22 protein-coding genes are annotated in these 23,162 nt (G+C 59.9%); 16 read left to right on the forward strand and 6 right to left on the reverse strand.

The window, feature by feature from the left end; translation table 11 throughout:
• Positions 1-2: 2 nt before the first annotated feature.
• From I9H09_RS02460 to ggt, 3 genes are all read left to right on the forward strand, one after another.
• Positions 3-1,529, forward strand: a complete 1,527-nt coding sequence (locus I9H09_RS02460) for a CoA-acylating methylmalonate-semialdehyde dehydrogenase (protein WP_122347877.1) — start codon at positions 3-5, stop codon at positions 1,527-1,529.
• A 34-nt stretch (positions 1,530-1,563) separates the two neighbouring features.
• Positions 1,564-2,451, forward strand: a complete 888-nt coding sequence (gene mmsB, locus I9H09_RS02465; protein ID WP_122347876.1) for a 3-hydroxyisobutyrate dehydrogenase — start codon at positions 1,564-1,566, stop codon at positions 2,449-2,451.
• A 206-nt stretch (positions 2,452-2,657) separates the two neighbouring features.
• Entirely contained in the window at positions 2,658-4,385 is a 1,728-nt protein-coding gene (gene ggt, locus I9H09_RS02470; RefSeq protein ID WP_122347875.1) for a gamma-glutamyltransferase, read from the forward strand.
• Positions 4,386-4,453: 68 nt separating this feature from the next.
• Here ggt and phnE read toward each other — a convergent pair whose 3' ends face one another.
• Genes phnE through I9H09_RS02490 form a run of 4 tightly spaced genes read right to left on the reverse strand, consistent with a single transcriptional unit; the run spans position 4,454 to position 7,684 of the window.
• Positions 4,454-5,221 (reverse strand): phosphonate ABC transporter, permease protein PhnE, encoded by a 768-nt coding sequence (phnE, locus tag I9H09_RS02475; RefSeq protein ID WP_122312391.1) that lies wholly within the window; start codon positions 5,219-5,221, stop codon positions 4,454-4,456.
• A complete protein-coding gene (locus I9H09_RS02480; protein ID WP_122323606.1) occupies positions 5,218-6,045 on the reverse strand; it encodes a PhnE/PtxC family ABC transporter permease in 828 nt (275 codons plus the stop codon). Before I9H09_RS02480 ends, phnE begins: the two co-directional genes overlap by 4 nt.
• Positions 6,039-6,836 (reverse strand): phosphonate ABC transporter ATP-binding protein, encoded by a 798-nt coding sequence (locus tag I9H09_RS02485; protein ID WP_024690554.1) that lies wholly within the window; start codon positions 6,834-6,836, stop codon positions 6,039-6,041. The genes I9H09_RS02480 and I9H09_RS02485 overlap by 7 nt, the downstream gene beginning before the upstream one ends.
• A complete protein-coding gene (locus tag I9H09_RS02490; RefSeq protein WP_005895201.1) occupies positions 6,833-7,684 on the reverse strand; it encodes a putative selenate ABC transporter substrate-binding protein in 852 nt (283 codons plus the stop codon). The genes I9H09_RS02485 and I9H09_RS02490 overlap by 4 nt, the downstream gene beginning before the upstream one ends.
• 232 nt (positions 7,685-7,916) lie before the next feature.
• Between I9H09_RS02490 and selD the strand changes: the two genes are divergently transcribed.
• The 3 genes from selD to I9H09_RS02505 are packed head-to-tail and all read left to right on the forward strand — an operon-like array spanning position 7,917 to position 10,850.
• The gene (gene selD / locus I9H09_RS02495; protein ID WP_122312393.1) at positions 7,917-8,951 is read left to right on the forward strand and encodes a selenide, water dikinase SelD; all 1,035 of its coding nucleotides are present in this window, start codon (positions 7,917-7,919) and stop codon (positions 8,949-8,951) included.
• Positions 8,951-10,051, forward strand: a complete 1,101-nt coding sequence (mnmH, locus tag I9H09_RS02500; RefSeq protein WP_005895208.1) for a tRNA 2-selenouridine(34) synthase MnmH — start codon at positions 8,951-8,953, stop codon at positions 10,049-10,051. Before selD ends, mnmH begins: the two co-directional genes overlap by 1 nt.
• Before the next feature lie 34 nt (positions 10,052-10,085).
• Positions 10,086-10,850 carry a sulfite exporter TauE/SafE family protein gene (locus I9H09_RS02505; protein WP_024690553.1) on the forward strand — a complete coding sequence of 255 codons (765 nt, stop codon included), beginning with the start codon at positions 10,086-10,088 and terminating at the stop codon, positions 10,848-10,850.
• Between the two features lie 90 nt (positions 10,851-10,940).
• On the opposite strand, the gene I9H09_RS02510 is transcribed toward I9H09_RS02505, so the two are convergent.
• Positions 10,941-11,909 (reverse strand): polyprenyl synthetase family protein, encoded by a 969-nt coding sequence (locus tag I9H09_RS02510; protein ID WP_054997003.1) that lies wholly within the window; start codon positions 11,907-11,909, stop codon positions 10,941-10,943.
• Positions 11,910-12,149: 240 nt separating this feature from the next.
• On the opposite strand from I9H09_RS02510, the gene rplU reads away from it, so the two are divergent.
• From rplU to I9H09_RS02535, 5 genes are all read left to right on the forward strand, one after another.
• Complete coding sequence (gene rplU, locus I9H09_RS02515) at positions 12,150-12,461, forward strand: 50S ribosomal protein L21 (RefSeq protein ID WP_002551971.1); 312 nt, start codon at positions 12,150-12,152, stop codon at positions 12,459-12,461.
• Between the two features lie 32 nt (positions 12,462-12,493).
• Positions 12,494-12,769, forward strand: a complete 276-nt coding sequence (rpmA, locus tag I9H09_RS02520; protein ID WP_002551972.1) for a 50S ribosomal protein L27 — start codon at positions 12,494-12,496, stop codon at positions 12,767-12,769.
• Between the two features lie 216 nt (positions 12,770-12,985).
• Positions 12,986-14,209, forward strand: coding sequence for an Obg family GTPase CgtA (cgtA, locus tag I9H09_RS02525; protein WP_122323607.1), 1,224 nt, complete (start codon positions 12,986-12,988; stop codon positions 14,207-14,209).
• A gap of 90 nt (positions 14,210-14,299) precedes the next feature.
• Complete coding sequence (proB, locus tag I9H09_RS02530; protein WP_122347874.1) at positions 14,300-15,418, forward strand: glutamate 5-kinase; 1,119 nt, start codon at positions 14,300-14,302, stop codon at positions 15,416-15,418.
• A gap of 25 nt (positions 15,419-15,443) precedes the next feature.
• Positions 15,444-15,914: a CreA family protein gene (locus I9H09_RS02535; RefSeq protein WP_005895223.1), complete on the forward strand. Its 471-nt coding sequence runs from the start codon at positions 15,444-15,446 to the stop codon at positions 15,912-15,914.
• Between the two features lie 293 nt (positions 15,915-16,207).
• On the opposite strand, the gene rpsT is transcribed toward I9H09_RS02535, so the two are convergent.
• A complete protein-coding gene (rpsT, locus tag I9H09_RS02540) occupies positions 16,208-16,486 on the reverse strand; it encodes a 30S ribosomal protein S20 (protein ID WP_005895230.1) in 279 nt (92 codons plus the stop codon).
• A 249-nt stretch (positions 16,487-16,735) separates the two neighbouring features.
• Between rpsT and murJ the strand changes: the two genes are divergently transcribed.
• The 5 genes from murJ (at position 16,736) to I9H09_RS02565 (ending at position 23,153) form a co-directional block, all read left to right on the forward strand.
• Complete coding sequence (murJ, locus tag I9H09_RS02545; RefSeq protein ID WP_024669798.1) at positions 16,736-18,274, forward strand: murein biosynthesis integral membrane protein MurJ; 1,539 nt, start codon at positions 16,736-16,738, stop codon at positions 18,272-18,274.
• A gap of 132 nt (positions 18,275-18,406) precedes the next feature.
• A complete protein-coding gene (ribF, locus tag I9H09_RS02550; protein WP_005895236.1) occupies positions 18,407-19,357 on the forward strand; it encodes a bifunctional riboflavin kinase/FAD synthetase in 951 nt (316 codons plus the stop codon).
• Entirely contained in the window at positions 19,354-22,185 is a 2,832-nt protein-coding gene (gene ileS, locus I9H09_RS02555; RefSeq protein WP_122312095.1) for an isoleucine--tRNA ligase, read from the forward strand. The genes ribF and ileS overlap by 4 nt, the downstream gene beginning before the upstream one ends.
• Positions 22,178-22,684: a signal peptidase II gene (gene lspA / locus I9H09_RS02560; RefSeq protein ID WP_005895243.1), complete on the forward strand. Its 507-nt coding sequence runs from the start codon at positions 22,178-22,180 to the stop codon at positions 22,682-22,684. The genes ileS and lspA overlap by 8 nt, the downstream gene beginning before the upstream one ends.
• Entirely contained in the window at positions 22,677-23,153 is a 477-nt protein-coding gene (locus tag I9H09_RS02565; protein WP_005895247.1) for an FKBP-type peptidyl-prolyl cis-trans isomerase, read from the forward strand. Before lspA ends, I9H09_RS02565 begins: the two co-directional genes overlap by 8 nt.
• Positions 23,154-23,162 lie beyond the last annotated feature (9 nt).

The following is a 23,162-nucleotide window of genomic DNA, read 5'->3' on the forward strand; positions in this document are numbered from 1 at the left end:
GGATGAATGCCTCATTAAGCGACACATCGACCACCGTTGCCCGTGTGAAACTGCTGATCAACGGTGCATGGATCGACTCGCAAAGCAGCGAATGGCAAGACGTCGTCAACCCGGCCACTCAGGAAGTTCTTGCCCAAGTGCCTTTTGCGACGCCCGACGAAGTTGATGCCGCGGTGGCCGCCGGGCAGGCCGCCTTTCGGAGTTGGCGTGACACGCCAATCGGGGCTCGCATGCGCATCATGCTCAGGTTGCAGGCGCTGATCCGCGAGCACTCCAAACGTATCGCCGCGGTACTGAGCGCCGAGCAGGGCAAGACGCTGGCGGACGCCGAGGGCGACATTTTTCGCGGCTTGGAGGTGGTCGAGCACGCGTGTTCGATCGGTACGCTGCAAATGGGCGAGTTCGCCGAAAACGTCGCCAGTGGCGTTGATACCTATACGCTGCGCCAACCCATCGGCGTATGCGCAGGTATTACCCCGTTCAACTTTCCAGCGATGATTCCACTGTGGATGTTTCCGATGGCGATTGCCTGCGGCAACACCTTTGTCCTCAAGCCCTCCGAGCAGGATCCGCTGTCGACCATGCTGCTGGTCGAACTTGCGGTCGAGGCGGGTGTGCCGGCTGGCGTGCTCAATGTGGTGCACGGCGGCAAGGATGTGGTGGACGCGATCTGTATGCACAAGGATATCAAGGCTGTTTCTTTCGTCGGTTCGACTGCCGTCGGCACTCACGTGTATGACTTGGCCGGGCGGCATGGCAAGCGTGTGCAGGCGATGATGGGCGCGAAGAATCATGCGGTCGTGCTCCCTGACGCCAATCGTGAGCAGACCCTGAATGCGTTGGTAGGGGCAGGTTTTGGTGCGGCCGGTCAGCGCTGCATGGCGACGTCCGTAGTGGTGCTGGTCGGTGCGTCGAAGCAATGGCTGCCGGAGCTCAAGGCGTTGGCGCAGAAACTCAAGGTCAATGCCGGTCACGAGCCAGGCACGGACGTTGGCCCGGTGATTTCCCGACGGGCGAAGCAACGCATTCTCGATCTGATCGACAGCGGCGTACGTGAAGGCGCCACGCTTGAGCTGGACGGTCGTGATGTGTCTGTGGCGGGCTATGAAGGCGGTAATTTCGTGGGGCCGACGCTGTTCTCGGGCGTTACCACCGACATGCAGATCTACACGCAGGAAATCTTTGGTCCGGTACTGGTGGTGCTGGAGGTCGACACGCTGGATGAGGCCATTGCGCTGGTCAACGCTAACCCGTTTGGCAACGGCACCGGGTTGTTCACGCAAAGTGGTGCAGCGGCGCGCAAGTTTCAGAGTGAGATCGACGTGGGGCAGGTAGGGATCAACATTCCGATCCCCGTGCCGGTGCCGTTCTTCAGCTTCACCGGCTCGCGAGGTTCCAGGCTGGGCGATCTGGGGCCTTATGGCAAACAGGTGGTGCAGTTCTACACTCAGACCAAGACCGTCACCAGCCGCTGGTTCGACGACAACAGCGTGAATGATGGCGTGAACACCACGATCAATCTGCGCTGAGCGCTGACTGCCGATAAGGCCAGGGAGAACAATAATGAACATTGCATTCATCGGTCTGGGCAACATGGGCGCTCCCATGGCCCGCAACCTCATCAACGCAGGTCACAGCCTGCAACTGTTCGACGTGAACACGGTTGTGCTGAGCGAGTTTGCCGGGCTGGGCGCCAAGGTCAGCGATTCCCCCAAACAGGCGGCTGAAGGCAGTGAGCTGGTTATTACCATGCTGCCCGCAGCTGCGCATGTGCGCAGCGTGTACCTGAATGACGACGGTGTGCTGAAGGGAATTTCGCCCGGCGTCCCGGCTGTTGATTGCAGCACCATTGATCCGCAGACCATCCGCGATATCGCTGGCATTGCTGCGCAGCAGGGCGTCATCCTGGGCGATGCACCTGTGTCAGGCGGAACCGGTGGCGCACAGGCCGGGACGTTGACGTTCATGGTCGGCGGCTCTGTGCAGCATTTTGCCACGCTCAAACCGGTGCTGGCGCTGATGGGCCGCAACATCGTGCATTGCGGCGACGTGGGCACCGGGCAGATCGCCAAGATCTGCAACAACATGCTCTTGGCGATTTCCATGATTGGTGTGTCCGAATCGATGGCGCTGGGCAATGCATTGGGCATCGACACCGAAGTGCTGGCCAGCATCATCAATACCTCGACGGGCCGCTGCTGGAGCTCCGAGGCTTACAACCCCTGGCCTGGCATCGTCGAAACCGCGCCAGCATCACGTGGTTATAGCGGCGGCTTTGGCGCCGAACTGATGCTCAAGGATCTGGGGCTGGCAACCGAAGCAGCACGTTCGGTGCAGCAACCGGTGGTTCTCGGCGCTGTGGCCCAACAGCTTTATCAGGCAATGAGCCTGCGCGGCGATGGCGGCAAGGATTTTTCGGCGATCATCGAGGGGTATCGTAGAAAATCGTGAGTGCCTCGATTGCAGGACGTAGATGTCAGCTTAATGTGTTTCCGGTTTTTGCATTAGGTAAACGCGAAAGAACCGGCTACTTTGGACGTCGTCATACCCGCACAGGGATGCCCGGTACGCTTTGATCAGAAGCACAGCGTCCCTTGCCCCAGGCCTGGCGCTGTACTCATCAAACGTCCCCGACTCAGAAAAAGAAGAGATCGACCATGAAGTTCGAACCCCTCGCCAGGTCGCTGATTGCGACAGCACTGATTGTCGCGTATTCCCCCACATTCGCGGCATCACAAGCCCCGGTTGCCGCTGAAAACGGCATGGTCGTGACCGCCCAGCATCTAGCTACTCACGTAGGTGTCGATGTGCTCAAGGCCGGTGGCAACGCCGTCGATGCCGCGGTTGCAGTCGGGTATGCGCTGGCGGTGGTCTATCCCGCGGCGGGTAACCTAGGTGGCGGCGGCTTCATGACCATCCAGCTGGCTGACGGACGCAAGACCTTCCTCGACTTCCGCGAAAAGGCCCCCCTTGCAGCGACAGCCAATATGTATCTGGACAAGGACGGCAAGATCATCCCTGACCTGAGCGTCAAAGGTCACCTGGCCGTCGGCGTACCAGGCACCGTGTCCGGCATGGAAATGGCCCTGAGCAAATACGGCACGCGCAAGCGCGAAGAAGTCATTGCTCCAGCGATAAAACTGGCTGAAGACGGCTTCGTACTGGGGCAGGGCGATGTGGACATGCTGTCCAGCGCCACCGATGTGTTCAAGGCGGACATGGCCGATTCCGGGTCGATCTTCCTCAACAAGGGCGAACCGATGCAGGTCGGTCAGAAGCTGGTGCAGAAGGACCTCGCCAAAACGCTCAAGGAAGTGTCCGAGAAGGGCAGTGACGGTTTCTATAAAGGCTGGGTCGCCAAGGCGCTGGTCGATTCGAGTCAGGCTGGCAAGGGCATCATCACCCAGGCCGACCTCGACCACTACAAGACCCGCGAGCTGGCACCGGTCGAGTGCGACTACCGTGGCTATCACGTCGTGTCGGCGCCGCCACCGAGTTCCGGCGGCGTAGTCATCTGCCAGATTCTCAACATCCTCGAAGGCTACCCGATGAAAGAGTTGGGCTTTCGCTCGGCGCAGGGGATGCATTATCAGATAGAAGCCATGCGCCATGCCTACGCTGACCGCAACAGCTATCTGGGCGACCCCGATTTCGTCAAGAACCCGCTTGAGCATCTGCTGGACGTCAAGTACGCGGCCAAGCTGCGCGCGGCTATCGACCCGCACAAAGCCGGTGACTCGAACAAGATCAAACCCGGTGTCGCGCCCCACGAAGGCAGCAACACCACCCATTATTCGATTGTCGACAAATGGGGCAACGCGGTATCGGTGACCTACACCCTGAACAACTGGTTCGGCGCGGGCGTCATGGCCAGTAAGACCGGTGTGATTCTCAACGACGAAATGGATGATTTCACTGTCAAGGTCGGCGTGCCCAACATGTATGGGCTGTTGCAGGGCGAAGCCAACGCCATCGCGCCGGGCAAGACGCCGCTGTCGTCGATGAGCCCGACCATCGTCACCAAGGATGGCAAGGCTGTCATGGTCGTCGGTACGCCGGGTGGCAGCCGCATCATTACCGCAACCCTGCTGACCATGCTCAATGTCATCGACTACGGCATGAATATTCAGGAAGCCGTGGACGCGCCGCGTTTCCACCAGCAATGGCAGCCTGAAGAAACCAATATCGATACCTTCGCGGTCAGCCCGGACACGCTGAAGATTCTCGAAAGCTGGGGCCAGAAATTCGCCGGTCCGCAACCACTCAACCACGTGGCAGCGATTCTGGTTGGCGCGCCTTCGCTGGGCGGCAAGCCGGTCGGCAACAATCGGTTCTACGGGGCCAATGACCCGCGACGCAACACCGGGTTGTCACTGGGTTACTGATTCATCTCGCCAAAAACGCCACGACCTTGGGTTTCAGGGGCGTGGCGTTTTTGTTTCTGCGGGTCTGTTCAGTTGCGCACCCAACGCTGCCGGCTCCAGCCGCTTAATGCATCGACGGCAAAGACCAGGATCAGCATGGCGAGAATCACCGAACTGGCCTGCGCCTCCTGGAACAGGCTGAGGCTGACGTAAAGCATCTGTCCCAGACCTCCTGCACCGACGAAGCCCAGCACGCTGGCCATGCGAATATTATTTTCCCAGCGGTACAGCGTGTAGGCCAGCAATTGCGGCCAGAGGTTGGGCAACGTTCCATAACCGAATGCCTGCCAGGCGCTGCCACCTTGCAGGCGAATCGCAGCGGCGGGTTCCGGTGAGGTATTTTCCAGCGCTTCGGCAAACAGGCGGCCGAGTACGCCGGTGGTGTGCAGGGCCAGTGCCAGCGTGCCCGCATTTGGGCCGAGCCCGGCAGCCAGCACCATCAGCACCGCCCAGACCAGCTCAGGGATGGCGCGCAGTGCATTGAGCAGCAAGCGGCTCAGGCTGCGCAGCGGCCAGCCCAGCCGACCGGCAGCGGGCAACGCCAACAGCAAACCGACAACAGCGGCCAGCAATGTACCCAGCGCCGACATGGCCAGTGTTTCCAAAGCGCCCTTGATGATTGCCTGCAAGTGCTCGCTGCTGAGGTCGGGGCTCATGAAGCGCAACGCATAACGGCCCATTTGCGTCAGGTTGTCATGACTGCCCAGCGTGAACAGGTCCAGACCGAGGTACAGGAACGACCCGATCACCGCTGCGAGTATCGCCAGTAGTAGCAGTACGTTGCCCGTGCGCTTCATGTGAACTGCCTGCGCAACAAGCGACTGAGCTGGTCGGCGAGCAGCACCAGCAGCAGGAAGGTCAACAGCATGCTTGCCACCTCGTCACCGGCAAACATGCGCATCGACAGGTCGATCTGTTGGCCGAGGCCGCCCGCGCCGACAAAGCCCATCACCACAGAAGCCCGAACCGCGCACTCCCAGCGGTACACGGTGTAAGAGGTCAGCTCAGCGGCTGCATTGGGCAGAATGCCGTAGGCCAGTGCGGCGAGCCTGCCGCTGCCCGACTGGAGCAGCGCGTGGGCCGGTCGCTGGTCCACGGATTCGAAAATCTCGGCGTAGACCTTACCCAGCATGCCTGCATAGGTAATGGCGATGGCCAATACACCGGCAGTGGGCCCCAGGCCGACTGCGCGCACGAACAGCAGCGCCCAGACGATTTCCGGCACGCTGCGCAAGAAGATCAACAGCCCGCGCACCGGCCAGCGCAGGCATTGGCCAAGCCAGCCGGGCCGCCCGCCGCGAGAGGCTGCCGACAGGGAAAGCGCCTTGCTGGCGAGCAGGCTGGCCGGCACCGCCAACAGCAGCGCGAGGGCGATGCCCGCTGTGGCGATAGCCAGGGTTTGCAGCGTGGCATCCAGCAGCAGGCCGAGGAATTCTGCAGAATGCGCCGGAGGCCAGAACCCGGCGAGAAAGTTGCCCATCGTCCGAGCGTTGTCGGCCTGCAGCAATACAAACGGGTTCAGTTCGGCCAGACGAATTCCCGGCCAGAGCAGTGCCACGGCCAGCAGCGTCAACAGCAGGCGTGGTAACGCCGCCGGGTCGCGCTGGTCCCGACTCAGCATCGCGGTGTCCAGGGCAGGTCGGTGGCGTCGGAGGTGGGTTCAGGGCGCAGTTGTTCATTGGCATATAGCGTGTCGAGATGCTGCCGTTCGACCTCGCTGGCCTTGAGGTCAAAATGGATGCGCCCATCGCGCACACCTATGATCCGCGCAAAGTGCGCCAGCGCCAGCTCTACCGCATGCAGGCTGGCGACCAGCGTGACGTTGTGCTCGAGGGCGTGCTGACACAACAACGCCAGCGTATGATCCGCCAGACGCGGGTCCATTGCCGAGACCGGCTCATCGGCCAGCAACAGTTCTGGCGCCTGATACAGGGCGCGAGCAATACCGACGCGCTGTAACTGACCACCGGATAACTGCTGGCAGCGCTCGAAGAGCTTGTCGGCCAGATCCAGCCTGGCAAGCACTGCGCGCGCGCCGGGTACATCCAGCGGATGCAGCAGGTTCAGCAGGCTTTTGCCCAGCCCCCATTGGCCCAGCTTGCCCGCCGACACCGCGGTTACCACACGTTGACGTGGGGGCAACGGCGGCGCCTGATGAATCAGGGCAATACGGCTGCGCAGGTGCTGGCGTTGTCTGCTGGAGAGTTGCCAGGGATTGGTCCCCAGCACCTCCAGTTGGCCGGCGCTGGGTGGCAGAGCGCTGGCCAACAGGTTTAGCAACGTCGTCTTGCCAGCGCCGGACGGGCCGATAATCGCCACCCGTTCACCACGCGCGACGCTCAGATCCAGATCGCGCAGCGCCCGCGTGCCGTTGCTGTGGCGCAACTCGATGGCGGACAGGCGCAGGGTCATTTCAGCAGGTCGGCAGCGCGTGCGGCTTCTTCGATGCCCTTGTAGTTCTCAGGCTTTGTCTCGATAAAGCGGCTAGCAGCCTGAAGGTCAAGAATTGCCTTCTGCTCAGGGTTGGCCGGGTCCAGGTCAAGGAATGCCTGTTTGATCTTCGCCGCCAGTGCCGGGTCGAGAGTGCCGCGCACGGTCCAGTTGTAGTCGAAGTAAGTCGGCGTGGTCGCGAAGACGTGAACCTTGTTGGTGTCGACCTTGCCGCTGGCAACCAGTTTGTCCCACACACTGGCATTCAGTACGCCTGCATCGACCTTGCCCGCCTGTACCCAGGCAGCGGTTGCGTCATGCGCGCCCGAGTAAGCGACGCGGCTGAAGAACGTCTCCGGCTTGATGTTTTCCTTGAGCATGAAATAACGCGGCATCAGGCTGCCCGACGTCGACGACACCGAGCCAAAGGCGAACGTCTTGCCCTTGAGGTCGGCGAGGGTCTTTACGTTCGGGTCGGAAGTGATGAATTTGCTGGTGAACTGGGCGTCCTGTTCACGCTGTACCAGCGGCAGAGCGTTACCCGTCTTGAGGTTGACCTGGACAAATGTGAAGCCACCCAGCCAGGCCATGTCGAGCCGATCAGTGGCAAGCGCTTCGACCACTGCCGGATAGTCCGCCACTGGCACGAACTCTACTTTCATGCCCAGACGCTGCTCCAGATAAGCGCCCAGCGGTTTGAACTTGCGCAGCAGTTCGGTAGGCGCTTCATCCGGAATGGCCGAAACACGCAGGGTGTCAGCCGCGTGACTGGTCAGCGCGGAGAAGGACAGGGCAAGGCCGGCGGCGAGCGCCAGGGTACGCTTGAGCATGGAAGTTCTCCGGTTCAATAGCGGAAAAAAGGGGAAAACGCCGCCTGAGTGAACAGGCAGCGTTTTGCAGGATTCGGCAACAGTGCGCGGGGATTATAAGAGGCATGGCGAGAAAGGCCAGTTTCACAGGCTGACTGTCGGCGGGGACAACCGGCGGGCGAAGCGGTTTGCGCTGAGGCCGGCACAGCCCCTAGACTCCGCAGCCTGTTTCCCCGTTACCGAGAGTGCCGCGATGAATGAGCCAATCCGCCTGACCCAGTACAGTCACGGAGCAGGGTGTGGCTGCAAGATTTCCCCCAAGGTGCTGGACGTTATCCTCGCCGGCAGCGGCGCTCAGAACCTGGACCCTAAATTGTGGGTAGGCAACACCTCTCGTGACGACGCAGCGGTCTATGCGCTAGACGACGAGCGTGGAGTGGTGTCGACCACCGACTTCTTCATGCCCATCGTCGATGATCCGTTCGATTTCGGCCGCATCGCAGCGACCAACGCGATCAGCGATATCTATGCGATGGGCGGCGACCCGCTGATGGCCATCGCGATTCTCGGCTGGCCGGTTAATCTGCTGCCGCCCGAGGTGGCCCGAGAGGTCATCCGGGGCGGTCGCGCAGTGTGCGACGCTGCCGGTATCCCGCTGGCTGGCGGTCACTCCATTGATGCGCCGGAACCGATCTTCGGCCTGGCCGTCACGGGTGTGGTGCAGAAAAAGCACATGAAACGCAACGACACTGCCCAGGCCGGTTGCACGCTGTACCTGACCAAGCCGCTGGGCATCGGCATTCTGACCACCGCCGAAAAGAAATCGAAACTGCGCGAAGAGGATGTCGGCCTGGCGCGCGACTGGATGTGTACCCTGAACAAACCGGGCAGTCGCTTCGGCAAGCTGGCCGGCGTGGCGGCGATGACCGATGTCACCGGCTTCGGTCTGCTCGGGCATCTGGTGGAAATGGCTGACGGCGCAGGGTTGACCGCTCGTCTTGATTTCGCTGCAGTACCGCGCCTGCCCGGTGTCGATCACTATATTGCCGAGGGCTGCGTGCCCGGCGGCACACTGCGCAATTTCGAAAGCTACGGCGACAAGATCGGTTCGCTGAGCGATGCCCAGCGCGACCTGTTATGCGACCCGCAGACCAGCGGCGGCCTGCTGGTCGCTGTCAGCCCGGAAGGCGAGGCGCAGTTTCTGACGGTGGCTGCCGAACTGGGCCTGCTGCTCACCCCGATCGGCACACTGCTGGAGCGACAGACCCACGCCGTCGAGGTGTTCTGATGGCCGACAACAGCAGCGACTACCGCACGCTTTTCCTCAACGATGTGCCGATGATGGATGCCCGCGCGCCCGTCGAGTTTTCCAAGGGTGCTTTTCCCGGTGTGATCAACCTGCCGCTGATGAACGACATCGAGCGCCAAAAGGTGGGCACCTGCTATAAGCAGCACGGCCAGGAGGCTGCCATTCAGCTCGGGCACCAGTTGGTCTGCGGGCAGGTCAAGGACGCGCGGGTCGAGGCCTGGGTCGCGTTCGCCAGAGCCAACCCCAATGGCTACCTGTACTGCTTTCGCGGTGGGCTGCGGTCGCAGACGGTGCAGCGCTGGCTGAAAGAGGCTGGCATCGAATACCCGCGCATCCTTGGCGGCTACAAGGCGATGCGCACCTTCCTGCTCGACACGCTGCACGAGGCCGTCACCGAATGTGGTCTGGTCGTACTCGGCGGCATGACAGGCACTGGCAAAACCGAGGTGCTGACGCAACTTTCAGACAGTCTGGACCTGGAAGGCATTGCCAACCACCGCGGCTCCAGCTTTGGCAAACGGGCCACCGGGCAGCCGGCGCAGATCGATTTCGAGAACCGGCTGGCCATCGACCTGCTTAAAAAACGTGCGGCCGGCATCGAACGATTCGTGGTGGAAGACGAGAGCCGTCTGGTCGGCAGTTGCAACGTGCCGCTGGAGTTGCACCAGGCCATGCAAAGCTGCCCGATGGTCTGGCTGGAAGACAGCTTCGACAACCGTGTCGAGCGCATTCTGGCTGATTATGTGGTTAACCTTTGCGCAGAGTTCATCAACGTCAAGGGCGAAGAGCTTGGTTTCGGGTTGTTTGCCGATCGCCTGTTGCAGAGCCTGAACAACATACACAAACGTCTGGGTGGCGAGCGCCATCAGCGTTTGCTGGCGTTCATGCAGTCCGCGCTGGAAGAACAGCAGCGTAGCGGCGCGGTCGAGCTGCATCGTGCCTGGATCGAAGGCCTGCTCGGCGAGTACTACGACCCCATGTACGCTTATCAGCGTGAGCACAAGGCCGCGCGGATCGAGTTCGCAGGCAATCAAATGGAAGTGTTGGCTTATCTGAGCGAGCGCGCCTCGCAGCCTTAGCCTGATGAGGCTTCACCAAGCGGACAGGGATGCCATGAGCGCAGTTTTCGATTTTTACCACACTCTCGGCTGGGGCCTTTCGGCACTGGTGATCGGCACTTTTCTGCTGGCGGGTACGGTCAAAGGCGTCATCGGCCTCGGCCTGCCCACCGTGGCAATGGGCTTGCTGGGCCTGGTCATGCTGCCGCCTCAGGCTGCGGCTTTGCTGATCATTCCGTCAGCGTTTACCAACGTCTGGCAACTAGCTACCGGCGGCAGCCTGCGACCACTGCTCAAACGCCTTTGGCCGATGCTGATCATGATATTCATTGGCACCTGCGTCGGTGCGTTCTGGCTGGGCATGAGTGGCAGTCATTCGATGACCAGGGCCTTGGGTGGAGCGCTTCTGCTTTATGCCTTGAGCGGCCTGTTCCTGCCGACGTTTCAGGTGGCAGCGAGGGCCGAGCGCTGGCTGGGGCCGTTGGGTGGCTTCATCACCGGCGTCATTGCATCGGCCACCGGAGTCTTCGTGATCCCCGTCGTGCCCTATCTACAGGCGCTGGGGCTTGAGCGTGATCAACTGGTGCAGGCCCTCGGGCTATCCTTTACCGTCTCGACTGCCGCATTGGCGGTCGGCTTGTCATGGAATGGCGCGCTGGGCGGTGCGGAGCTTGGCGCATCCCTGATCGCGCTGGCCCCTGCATTATTGGGCATGATGCTCGGCCAGTGGCTGCGACAACGGATCAGCGCGGCATTGTTCAAGCGGGTGTTCTTTATCGGCATGGGCCTGCTGGGGCTGCATCTGCTGATAAAAGGCTGATGAGCCTTATCGTGTGAGCGCTCGCTGACACGCAGATAATAAAAAGCCCGTCACGCTGGACGGGCTTCTCTACGTTGCTTTCAGTGTGTGTCAGTGCGTGCGGGCGACCGCAAATTCACTCAGCTCGACCAACGCATCGCGATACTCGCTCGGCGGCAAGGCGTCCAGGCAGGCGATGGCGCGGGCTGCATAGTCGCGGGCCAGTTGCGCGGTGTAGTCGAGCGCGCCGGCACTTTCCACGGCATTGCGGATGCTTTCGAGGTCTTCCAGGCCACCCTTCTGGATGGCCTGACGAACCAGAGCGGCTTGCTCGGGACTGCCTTCACGCATGGTGTAGATCAGCGGCAGGGTCGGCTTGCCTTCGGCCAGGTCGTCACCGACGTTCTTGCCCAGGGTTTCGGCATCGCCGCGGTAGTCGAGCAGGTCATCGACCAGCTGGAAGGCCACACCCAGATGATCGCCAAAGGTGCGCAGGGCTTCAGTCTGTGCTTCGGACGCCTTGCACAGGGCTGCGGCGCTGTGAGTCGAGGCTTCGAACAGCATGGCTGTCTTGCCGCGGATCACTTCCATGTAGGTTTCTTCGGTGGTGCTGGCGTCGCGGATCTTGGAGAGTTGCAGCACTTCGCCTTCGGCAATGATGCGGGTCGCCTTGGACAGAATCTTCATGACTTCCATCGAGCCCAGTTCAACCATCATTTCGAACGAGCGCGAATAAAGGAAGTCACCCACCAGCACGCTGGGTGCATTGCCCCACAAGGCGTTGGCAGTTGAACGGCCACGGCGCATGCCGGACATGTCGACGACGTCATCGTGCAGCAGGGTGGCGGTGTGAAGGAATTCAATGGTGGCGGCGAGCAGGCGAATATCGTCGCCCTCACGGCCCAGCGCCTTGCCGCACAGCAGTACCAGCAAAGGGCGCAAGCGTTTTCCGCCTGCCGACGTAATGTAGTCGCCGATTTTCGAGACCAGCGGTACGCGCGACGTCAGTTGCTTTTTGATGATAAGGTCAACGGCACTAAAGTCGTCCGCCACCGCGCGATAGAAGGCTTGGGGTTGCATCAGCGACACGTGCTCCGGATAGGTTGCGCCGCATGCTAGGTTGCGAGGTAGAGCGTGTCAAGGTATGACGACCCGCCTCTTGCAACCCGTCATTGCCTTGCGTACAATCGCGCACCCTAACTTTCCTGGGCAGCACCTGCCTTACGCAATTGCAAAAGGGCCGTTCCAGCCCCATGCAGCCATGCCAGCCGATACTCTTCTTATAAAGAGCTGGGTGAGCAGGATTTTCGGAGAAATACCATGTACGCAGTAATTGTTACCGGTGGCAAGCAGTACAAAGTCGCCCCAGGTGAATACCTGAAAATCGAAAAACTGGAAATCGCTACTGGCGAATCCGTTACGTTTGACCGCGTTCTGCTGGTCGGCAATGGCGACGACGTCAATATCGGTGCTCCCGTTGTTGCTGGCGCTACCGTTGTGGCTGAAGTGGTTTCGCAAGGTCGTCACGATAAGGTTCGTATCATCAAGTTCCGTCGTCGTAAGCACCACATGAAGCGTATGGGCCACCGCCAGTGGTACACCGAGATCAAAATTACAGGTATTCAGGCTTAATTCAGCCTAATCCTCAACTGGAGAATTGACTCATGGCTCACAAAAAAGCTGGTGGTAGTACCCGTAACGGGCGCGACTCAGAAGCCAAACGCCTTGGCGTGAAGATGTATGGCGGCCAGGCTATCATCCCTGGCAACATCATCGTGCGTCAGCGCGGCACCCAATTCCACGCTGGCTACGGCGTTGGCATGGGTAAAGATCACACCCTGTTCGCGAAAGTGGAAGGCGTGATCAAGTTTCAGGTTAAAGGCGCCTTCGGTCGCCGCTACGTGAGCATCGTTCCGAAGACTGAAGTCTCCGCAGCGTAATCACGCAGTAGCTTAAAAGCCCTGTCTTGCGACGGGGCTTTTTTGTTTGTAGAGGTAGAGAGGCAGGTGAGTCTCTTGCAAAACTGTTTGTGCGGGCTGTTGTGATGTTGACCTCTGGGGTCGCTGGTTTCTGATCGGTATCGCAACGCTCATTTTTGCAAGAGTCTTATGTAATTTATGTGGTTCTGCTCGTCCCTGTGGCGGGAGGCGTGCGTTATGAAATTTGTAGATGAAGTATCCATTCGAGTAAAAGCCGGCGACGGCGGCAACGGTTGCATGAGCTTCCGTCGCGAGAAATTCATTGAAAACGGTGGCCCGAACGGCGGTGATGGTGGTGATGGCGGTTCGGTCTACATGATCGCCGACGTCAACCTCAACACGCTGGTCGACTATCGCTATACCCGCCACTTCGATGCCGAGCGCGGCTCCAATGGCGGCAGCGCCGATTGCACGGGTCGCAAAGGTGAAGAGCTGGTGCTGCGTGTGCCGGTCGGCACCACCATCATCGACGCGACCACTCAGGAAATCATCGGTGATCTGACCAAGGACGGCCAGCGCCTGATGGTTGCCCAAGGCGGCTGGCACGGTCTGGGTAACACTCGCTTCAAATCCAGTACCAACCGCGCGCCGCGCCAGACCACGCCTGGCAAGCCGGGCGATCAGCGTGACCTCAAGCTGGAACTGAAAGTGCTGGCAGACGTGGGCCTGCTAGGTCTGCCGAATGCTGGCAAAAGTACCTTTATCCGCTCGGTATCGGCTGCCAAGCCTAAAGTCGCCGATTATCCGTTCACCACGCTGGTACCGAACCTGGGTGTGGTCAGCGTCGATCGCTGGAAGAGCTTTGTCGTTGCCGACATCCCTGGTTTGATCGAAGGTGCGTCCGACGGCGCTGGCCTGGGGATTCGCTTCCTCAAGCATCTGGCGCGTACCCGATTGTTGTTGCACCTCGTTGATATGGCTCCGCTGGATGAAACCAGCGCGCCGGACGCTGCTGAAGTCATCGTCAGCGAGCTGGAAAAATTCAGCCCGTCGCTGGCAGAGCGTGATCGCTGGCTGGTGCTGAACAAGTGCGACCAGATCCTTGAAGAAGAGCAGGAAGCACGCAAGCAGGAGATCGTGGATCGCCTGGAGTGGACTGGCCCTGTCTACGTGATCTCCGCGATCGCCAAAGAAGGCACCGAGCAACTGACTCGCGACATCATGCGTTACCTCGAAGAGCGCAGCCTGCGTATCGCCGAGGAGCCTGGCTATGCCGAAGAGCTGGCCGAGCTGGATCAGCGCATCGAAGAGGAAGCGCGCGCGCAGTTGCAGGCGCTGGACGATCAGCGTGCCCTGCGTCGCAGCGGCGTGAAGAGCGTGCATGACATCGGCGACGATGATTGGGACGAAGAAGATGTGGATGATGAAGACGGTCCGGAAATCATTTACGTCCGCGATTGATCGCTTGAAGTAAACTTGAACGCCGCTACGATTGTTAGCGGCGTTTTTGTATCTCGAATTTGAAAACTCTCTGGCTAAGGTTGGAAGACGATGCGCAGCAAAGTGACGGGCGCCCAGCGCTGGGTTGTGAAGATTGGCAGTGCCTTGCTGACGGCAGATGGCAAGGGCCTGGATCGCAACGCCATGGGTGTGTGGGTTGAGCAGATGGTGGCGCTGCATGAAGCAGGCGTCGAGCTGGTGCTGGTTTCTTCCGGGGCTGTGGCTGCCGGCATGAGCCGTCTCGGCTGGACTGCGCGACCCAGTGCGATGCACGAGCTTCAGGCTGCTGCGGCAATCGGTCAGATGGGGCTGGTGCAGGCGTGGGAGTCGAGCTTTGCCGAATATGGCCGGCACACTGCGCAAATCCTCTTGACCCACGACGACCTGTCGGATCGCAAGCGCTACCTGAATGCCCGTAGCACCTTACGTACGTTGGTCGAGCTTGGGGTTGTACCGGTCATCAACGAAAACGACACGGTGGTCACCGACGAAATCCGTTTTGGCGACAACGACACGCTGGCGGCGCTGGTTGCCAATCTGGTCGAGGCTGATCTGCTGGTCATCCTGACCGATCGCGACGGCATGTTCGACGCGGATCCTCGCAACAATCCGGATGCGCAGCTGATTTACGAGGCGCGCGCCGATGATCCTGCGCTGGATGCGGTGGCGGGCGGCACGGGAGGGGCGCTGGGGCGTGGCGGTATGCAGACCAAACTGCGCGCGGCGCGTCTGGCCGCACGGTCCGGAGCTCATACCGTCATCGTCGGCGGGCGTATCGAGCGCGTTCTGGCGCGGCTCAAGGGTGGTGAGCGGCTGGGGACATTGCTCTCTCCAGAGCGCGAAATGCTTGCGGCGCGCAAACAATGGCTGGCTGGCCATCTGCAGACTCGCGGCACGCTGGTGCTGGACGATGGCGCAGTTTCAGCGCTGGCCAAGGATCACAAAAGCTTGCTGCCGGTGGGCGTCAAGCTGGTGCAGGGCAGCTTCCGGCGTGGCGAGATGGTCGTGTGTGTCGCTCCGGACGGGCGTGAGATCGCTCGTGGCCTGAGCAACTACAGCGCTATCGAGGCGCAGAAGATTATCGGTCACTCATCCGAAGCAATTATACGTGAGCTGGGCTATATGGCCGAGCCGGAACTGATCCATCGGGATAATCTGATTCTCGTTTGATCAACGTTATTTAAAGGAAGATTCAATGCGCGTCATCAACGGTTTTCTGGCTGCTTTATTGTTTGTACCTGTGCTGGTCTCGGCCGAAGAGATCGGTCAGGTATCGACGGTGTTCAAAATGGTGGGGCCTAACGACCGGATCGTTGTCGAAGCGTTCGATGATCCCAAGGTCGACGGAGTGACCTGCTACCTGTCGCGCGCCAAGACGGGCGGGGTAAGGGGTGGGTTGGGTCTGGCCGAAGATCGCGCCGAAGCATCCATTGCCTGCCGTCAGGTGGGGCCTATCCGCTTCAAGGAAACCCTCAAGGACGGCGACGAGGTATTCAAGGAGCGTACCTCGCTGGTCTTCAAGACCATGCAGGTGGTGCGTTTCTTCGACAAGAAGCGTAACGCGCTGGTTTACCTGGTCTACAGCGACCGCGTCATCGAAGGCAGTCCGCAAAACGCTGTCACCGCGATCCCGATCCTGCCATGGACAGCCGCGCCCGCACCTTGAGCATTTAGCAAGGTCGGACGCAGAGCGTTCAGAGCGGCATGCCCACGCGGAGCATGGGCGCGATAGTTCTGGGCCGACTCACAGGCCTCACGTTCCAGTGTGGGTAAGATCATTCAGGGCTCTCGAGTCATGGGGCTCTTTCCTTACGCTCTGCGTGGGAATGCCTTTCGTGACGCTCTGCGTCACAAATCTCCGTCGCATTGCGCGCTCACCATTGCATTCGCCATTTGTGCAGCTTTCCTACAGGCAATAAAAAACCGACCCTGAGGTCGGTTTTTTAACAAGCGGATCGCTTAGGCTGCAGCAGCAAGGCTCAGAGCCTTGATGTGACCGTTCAAGCGACCTTTATGGCGAGCAGCTTTGTTCTTGTGGATGATGCCTTTATCGGCCATACGGTCGATAACCGGCACTGCCAGAACATAAGCAGCTTGCGCTTTTTCAGCGTCTTTTGCGTCGATGGCTTTAACTACATTCTTGATGTAGGTACGAACCATGGAACGCATGCTGGCGTTGTGGCTGCGACGCTTCTCAGCCTGTTTTGCACGTTTTTTGGCGGAAGGTGTGTTGGCCACCGTCGAGCTCCTCGAAAGACTTTGTGAAATAGCAAACAAAATAGGCCGCGAATCATGCCGATGAGTTGAAGTCTTGTCAAGGGCAGTTAAGGTGATCCGCTGAGTGGTTGCTACATTTGACCAGAGGATTTATTTCCGGCCTGTGACCTGTAAACTCGCGGCCTTGCTTCGGGCGTTTTTGCGGCGCGAAGTATCGCATAAACGGCTGGCTTAATCGCCCATCCTTTGCCAAGGCGCACAATTCTTTCAATGAACCTACTCAAGTCACTTGCCGCCGTCAGCTCTATCACCATGGTTTCCCGGGTTCTTGGCTTTGTCCGCGACACCATTATCGCGCGCACTTTCGGGGCGGGTATGGCGACGGATGCGTTTTTCATCGCCTTCAAACTGCCCAACCTGCTGCGCCGGATTTTCGCAGAGGGCGCCTTTTCCCAGGCGTTCGTGCCGATCCTGGCTGAATATAAAAGCCAGCAGGGTGAGGAGGCGACGCGTACGTTCGTCGCCTATGTGACCGGATTGCTGACGCTGGCGCTGGCATTGGTGACGCTGCTGGGGGTGATCTTTGCGCCCTGGGTCATCTGGGCCACGGCACCCGGCTTTGTCGATACGCCGGAAAAATTCGCGCTGACCTCCGATCTGCTGCGCGTGACCTTTCCTTATATATTGCTGATCTCCCTGTCATCGATGGCCGGCGCGATCCTCAATACCTGGAACCGCTTCTCGGTGCCTGCGTTCGTACCGACACTGCTCAACGTCAGCATGATTTTCTTTGCGCTGTTCCTGACGCCGTACTTCGACCCGCCGGTGATGGCGCTGGGTTGGGCGGTACTGGTCGGTGGTCTGCTGCAACTGCTTTATCAATTGCCGCACCTGAAAAAGATCGGCATGTTGGTGCTGCCACGACTGAACCTGCGCGACACCGGCGTCTGGCGAGTGATGAAACAGATGCTGCCTGCGATTCTTGGCGTATCGGTCAGTCAGATCTCACTGATCATCAACACGATATTTGCCTCGTTCCTCGTCGCAGGTTCCGTATCGTGGATGTACTACGCCGACCGTCTGATGGAATTGCCTTCCGGTGTGCTGGGCGTTGCGCTGGGTACGATCCTGCTGCCGATCTTGTCTAAAACCTACGCACAGCGTGATCGCCAGGAGTATTCACGGATTCTCGACTGGGGGCTGCGTCTGTGTTTCGTGCTGGTCCTGCCTTGCACGCTGGCGCTGGGGTTGCTCGCCGAGCCGCTGACCGTTTCGCTGTTTCAGTACGGCAAGTTCGATGCGCTGGACTCCGCCATGACCCAGCGCGCACTGGTCGCTTATTCGGTCGGGTTGCTGGGCATCATTCTGATCAAAGTGCTGGCTCCCGGCTTTTATGCTCAACAAAATATCCGCACCCCGGTGAAAATTGCGGTCTTCACCCTCATAGTCACTCAGTTGCTCAACCTCGCGTTCATCGTGCCGTTGCAGCACGCGGGTCTGGCCTTGGCTATCAGTGTGGGGGCGTGCATCAACGCCGGGCTGCTGTTCTGGCAATTGCGCAAGCAGGATTTGTTTCAGCCCCAGCCCGGCTGGACGAAGTTCTTGTTCAAGCTGGTGGTTGCTGTCGCCGTGATGTCGGCTGTCCTGCTGGGGTTGATGCACTGGATGCCGGCATGGGACGAAGGGCAGATGCTTGAGCGCTTTCTGCGTCTGGGGGCGCTGGTAGCGGCGGGTGTCGTGACTTATTTCGCGATGCTTCTGTTGCTGGGCTTTCGCTTGAAGGATTTCGCCCGCAAGGCGGTCATGTAGGCTGCATGACAGGGGTTGGCTGTCGGTTTTTTCCGTAACACATCAAGAACGTTGCCCCGCTCTTGGTGTGTTGCCTGTCGTCCACGGCCGTGTGTGGTTATAATCGGCCACTTTACGAGCAAGAAGTGCGTTATGCAGCTGGTTAGAGGCCTTCACAACCTGCGCCCCGAGCATCGGGGCTGCGTCGCCACGATTGGCAATTTCGACGGCGTTCACCGCGGCCACCAGGCTATCCTGGCGCGTCTGCGCGAACGTGCCGTCGAATTGGGGGTGCCCAGCTGCGTGGTGATTTTCGAGCCGCAGCCGCGTGAGTTTTTTGCGCCTGAGACGGCGCCGGCGCGCCTGGCCCGTCTACGAGACAAGCTCGAGTTGCTGAGTGCCGAAGGCGTTGACCGGGTTCTGTGCCTGTCCTTCAATCAGCGCCTGTGCAAACTCAGCGCGGCGAGTTTCGTTGAAACCGTGCTGATCGACGGTCTTGGTGTTCAGCACCTGGAAGTGGGTGACGACTTTCGTTTCGGTTTCGACCGGGTCGGTGACTTCGCCTTCCTGCAGCAGGCCGGCACGACGTATGGTTTTACCGTAGAAGCGGCGCAGACCGTTGAGATCGATGGCGTCCGGGTCAGCAGCACCAAGGTGCGTAAAGCCCTTGCTGTGGCGGACTTCGCACTTGCCGAGCGCATGCTCGGTCGCCCGTTCCAGATCACCGGACGGGTGTTGCATGGCCAGAAGCTGGCACGTCAGTTGGGTACGCCCACTGCCAACGTGCAGCTCAAGCGTCGTCGCGTGCCGTTGAGCGGGGTATACCTGGTCAGCATGGACATAGACGGCAAGTCCTGGCCGGGTGTCGCCAACATCGGCGTACGTCCGTCGGTGGCAGGTGATGGCAGTGCTCACCTTGAAGTGCATCTTCTGGATTTTGCCGGCGACCTGTATGGTCGGCGTTTGACGGTGGCTTTCCACCACAAGCTGCGTGATGAGCAGCGTTTTGCCTCACTGGAGGCGCTCAAGACGGCGATCAATGCGGACGTCGCTGCCGCCCGTGCCCATTGGCATGGCCAACCGCTAAACAAGAGCCTGAAATGACCGACTACAAATCCACGCTAAACCTTCCGGACACCGCCTTCCCTATGAAGGCCGGCCTGCCCCAGCGCGAGCCGCAAACTCTGCAGCGCTGGGACAGCATTGGCCTGTACCAGAAGCTGCGCGAGATTGGCAAGGATCGTCCCAAGTTCGTCCTGCACGACGGCCCTCCGTACGCCAACGGCAATATTCACATCGGTCATGCGGTCAACAAAATTCTCAAGGACATGATCCTGCGTTCCAAGACCCTGGCGGGCTTCGATGCCCCTTATGTGCCGGGCTGGGACTGTCACGGTCTGCCGATCGAACACAAGGTCGAAGTGACCCACGGCAAGAACCTCTCTGCCGATCGCACGCGCGAGCTGTGCCGTGCCTATGCCGCCGAGCAGATCGAAGGCCAGAAGTCCGAGTTCATCCGTCTGGGTGTGCTGGGCGACTGGAGCAATCCGTACCTGACCATGAACTTCGCCAACGAAGCCGGGGAAATCCGCGCGCTGGCTGAAATGGTCAAGGGCGGCTTCGTCTTCAAGGGCCTGAAGCCGGTCAACTGGTGCTTCGATTGCGGTTCGGCACTGGCCGAAGCCGAAGTCGAGTATCAGGACAAGAAGTCCTCGACCATCGACGTCGCGTTCCCGATTGCCGACGAGGCCAGACTGGCTGCAGCGTTCGGCTTGGCCGCGCTGGGCAAGCCTGCTTCCATCGTGATCTGGACCACCACGCCGTGGACCATTCCCGCCAACCAGGCGCTGAACGTCCACCCGGAGTTCGAGTACTCGCTGGTCGATGTTGGCGACAAGCTGCTGGTGCTGGCCTCCGAGCTGGTCGAAAGCTGTCTGGCCCGCTACAAACTGGAAGGCTCGGTCATCGCGACCACTACAGGTCAGGCGCTGGAACTGATCAACTTCCGTCACCCGTTCTACAACCGTTTGTCGCCAGTCTATCTGGCTGATTACGTAGAGCTGGGCGCGGGCACCGGTATTGTTCATTGCTCGCCTGCCTATGGCGTGGACGACTTCAATATCTGCAAGCAGTACGGCCTGAGCAACGACGACATCATCAGCCCGGTGCAGAGCAACGGTGTGTATGTCGAGTCGCTGGAGTTCTTCGGTGGCCAGTTCATCTTCAAGGCCAACCAGAACATCATCGACAAACTGGTTGAAGTCGGCAGCCTGATGGACACCGAAACCATCAGCCACAGCTACATGCACTGCTGGCGCCACAAGTCGCCATTGATCTACCGCGCCACCGCGCAGTGGTTCGTCGGCATGGACAAGCAGCCTGAAAGCGGCGACACGCTGCGCAAGCGTGCGGTCAAAGCCATTGAAGACACCCAGTTCGTGCCAGCCTGGGGCCAGGCGCGCCTGCACTCGATGATCGCCAACCGCCCTGACTGGTGCATCTCGCGTCAGCGCAACTGGGGTGTGCCGATTCCATTCTTTCTGCACAAAGAAAGCGGCGACCTGCACCCGCGTACCGTCGAGCTGATGGAAGAAGTGGCGCAGCGTGTCGAGAAAGAGGGAATCGAAGCCTGGTTCAAGCTGGACGCCAGCGAACTGTTGGGTGACGAGGCCGGTAAGTACGACAAGATCTCTGACACGCTGGACGTCTGGTTCGACTCTGGCACCACGCACTGGCACGTATTGCGCGGTTCACACCCGATGGGCCATGAAAGCGGTCCGCGTGCCGACCTGTACCTGGAAGGCTCAGACCAGCATCGCGGCTGGTTCCACTCGTCGCTGCTGACCGGTTGCATGCTGGACGACCACGCACCGTATCGCGAACTGCTGACCCACGGGTTTGTGGTCGACGAGAACGGCCGCAAGATGTCCAAGTCGCTGAACAACGTGGTCGCGCCGCAGAAGGTCAACGATTCACTGGGTGCGGACATCATGCGCCTATGGGTATCGGCCACTGATTACTCAGGCGAAATGGCGGTTTCCGACCAGATCCTGCAGCGCAGCGCCGACGCCTATCGGCGTATCCGCAACACTGCACGCTTCCTGCTTTCGAACCTGACCGGTTTCAACCCGGCCACCGACATCCTGCCCGCCGAGGAAATGCTCGCGCTGGACCGTTGGGCGGTGGACCGTACGCTGCTGCTGCAACGCGAACTGCAAGAGCATTACGGCGAATACCGGTTCTGGAACGTGTACTCGAAGATCCACAACTTCTGCGTGCAGGAGCTGGGTGGTTTCTATCTGGACATCATCAAGGATCGTCAATACACCACGGCTGCCGACAGCACTGCGCGGCGCTCCTGCCAGACCGCACTGTTCCACATCTCCGAGGCGCTGGTGCGCTGGATCGCGCCGATCCTGGCGTTCACCGCCGACGAGCTGTGGCAGTTCCTGCCGGGCGAGCGCAATGAATCGGTGATGCTTAATACCTGGTACGAAGGCCTGACCGAAATGCCTGCCGGGTTTGAAATGGACCGCGCCTACTGGGAGCGGATCATGGCGGTGAAAACCTCGGTCAACAAGGAAATGGAAAACTTGCGCGCTGCCAAGGCTATCGGTGGCAACCTGCAGGCCGAAGTGACCCTGTACGCAGAAGATTCGCTGGTTGCTGACCTGACGAAGCTGAGCAACGAGCTGCGTTTCGTGCTGATCACCTCGACGGCCAGTGTGGCCCCGTTCGCATCGGCTCCGGCTGATGCGGTGGTCACCGAGGTTGCAGGTCTGAAGCTGAAAGTGATCAAGTCCAGCCATGCCAAGTGTGCCCGTTGCTGGCATCACCGCGAGGATGTGGGTGTGAACCCCGAACATCCGGAAATCTGCGGCCGTTGTGTGGACAACATCAGCGGTGCAGGCGAGGTGCGTCACTATGCCTAATGCCTCGTTCGGCCGCCTGGCCTGGCTGTGGTTGAGCGTGCTGGTCCTGGTCATTGACCAGGCCAGCAAGTATTACTTCGAGAACGCGCTGACCCTGTATCAACAGATCATCGTGATTCCGGATTACTTCAGCTGGACCCTGGCCTACAACACAGGGGCTGCCTTCAGTTTTCTGGCGGATGGCGCCGGTTGGCAGCGCTGGTTGTTCGCCCTGATTGCGGTGGCGGTCAGTGCTGTGCTTGTGATCTGGCTCAAACGCCTGGGCCGCGATGACACATGGCTGGCTGTCGCGTTGGCGCTGGTGCTGGGTGGCGCGCTGGGTAATCTCTATGACCGCATTGTATTGGGTCATGTGATTGACTTCATTCTGGTCCACTGGCAGAACCGCTGGTACTTCCCTGCGTTCAACGTCGCCGACAGCGCAATCACTGTCGGTGCAATCATGCTGGCTCTGGACATGTTCAAGAGCAAGAAAACCGGAGAAACCGTCAATGGCTGAACAGACGTCGGCTCAAGGCTCGTCTGACGAGTTGCGTATCGGTCAGAACACGCAGGTCACGTTGCATTTTGCCCTGCGCCTGGAAAACGGCGACACCGTCGACAGCACCTTCGAAAAGGCTCCGGCCACGTTCAAGGTTGGCGACGGTAATCTGTTGCCCGGTTTTGAAATGGCGATTTTCGGTTTCAAAGCGGGCGACAGAAAGACCGTACAGATTCCACCAGAAAACGCCTTTGGTCAGCCCAACCCACAAAACGTACAGATCATGCCACGCTCGCAGTTTGCGGGCATGGAACTGTCCGAAGGGTTGCTGGTGATCTTCAATGACGCGGCCAACACCGAGTTGCCTGGCGTGGTGAAAGTATTCGATGACGAGCAGGTCACCATCGACTTCAACCACCCGCTGGCAGGCAAGACTCTGAGCTTTGAAGTGGAAATCTTCGAAGTAAAGGCGATTCTGGCTTCCTGACCTTCGCCG

It is taken from the genome of Pseudomonas tremae (assembly GCF_023278125.1).
In the GTDB taxonomy this organism is placed as follows: domain Bacteria; phylum Pseudomonadota; class Gammaproteobacteria; order Pseudomonadales; family Pseudomonadaceae; genus Aquipseudomonas; species Aquipseudomonas tremae.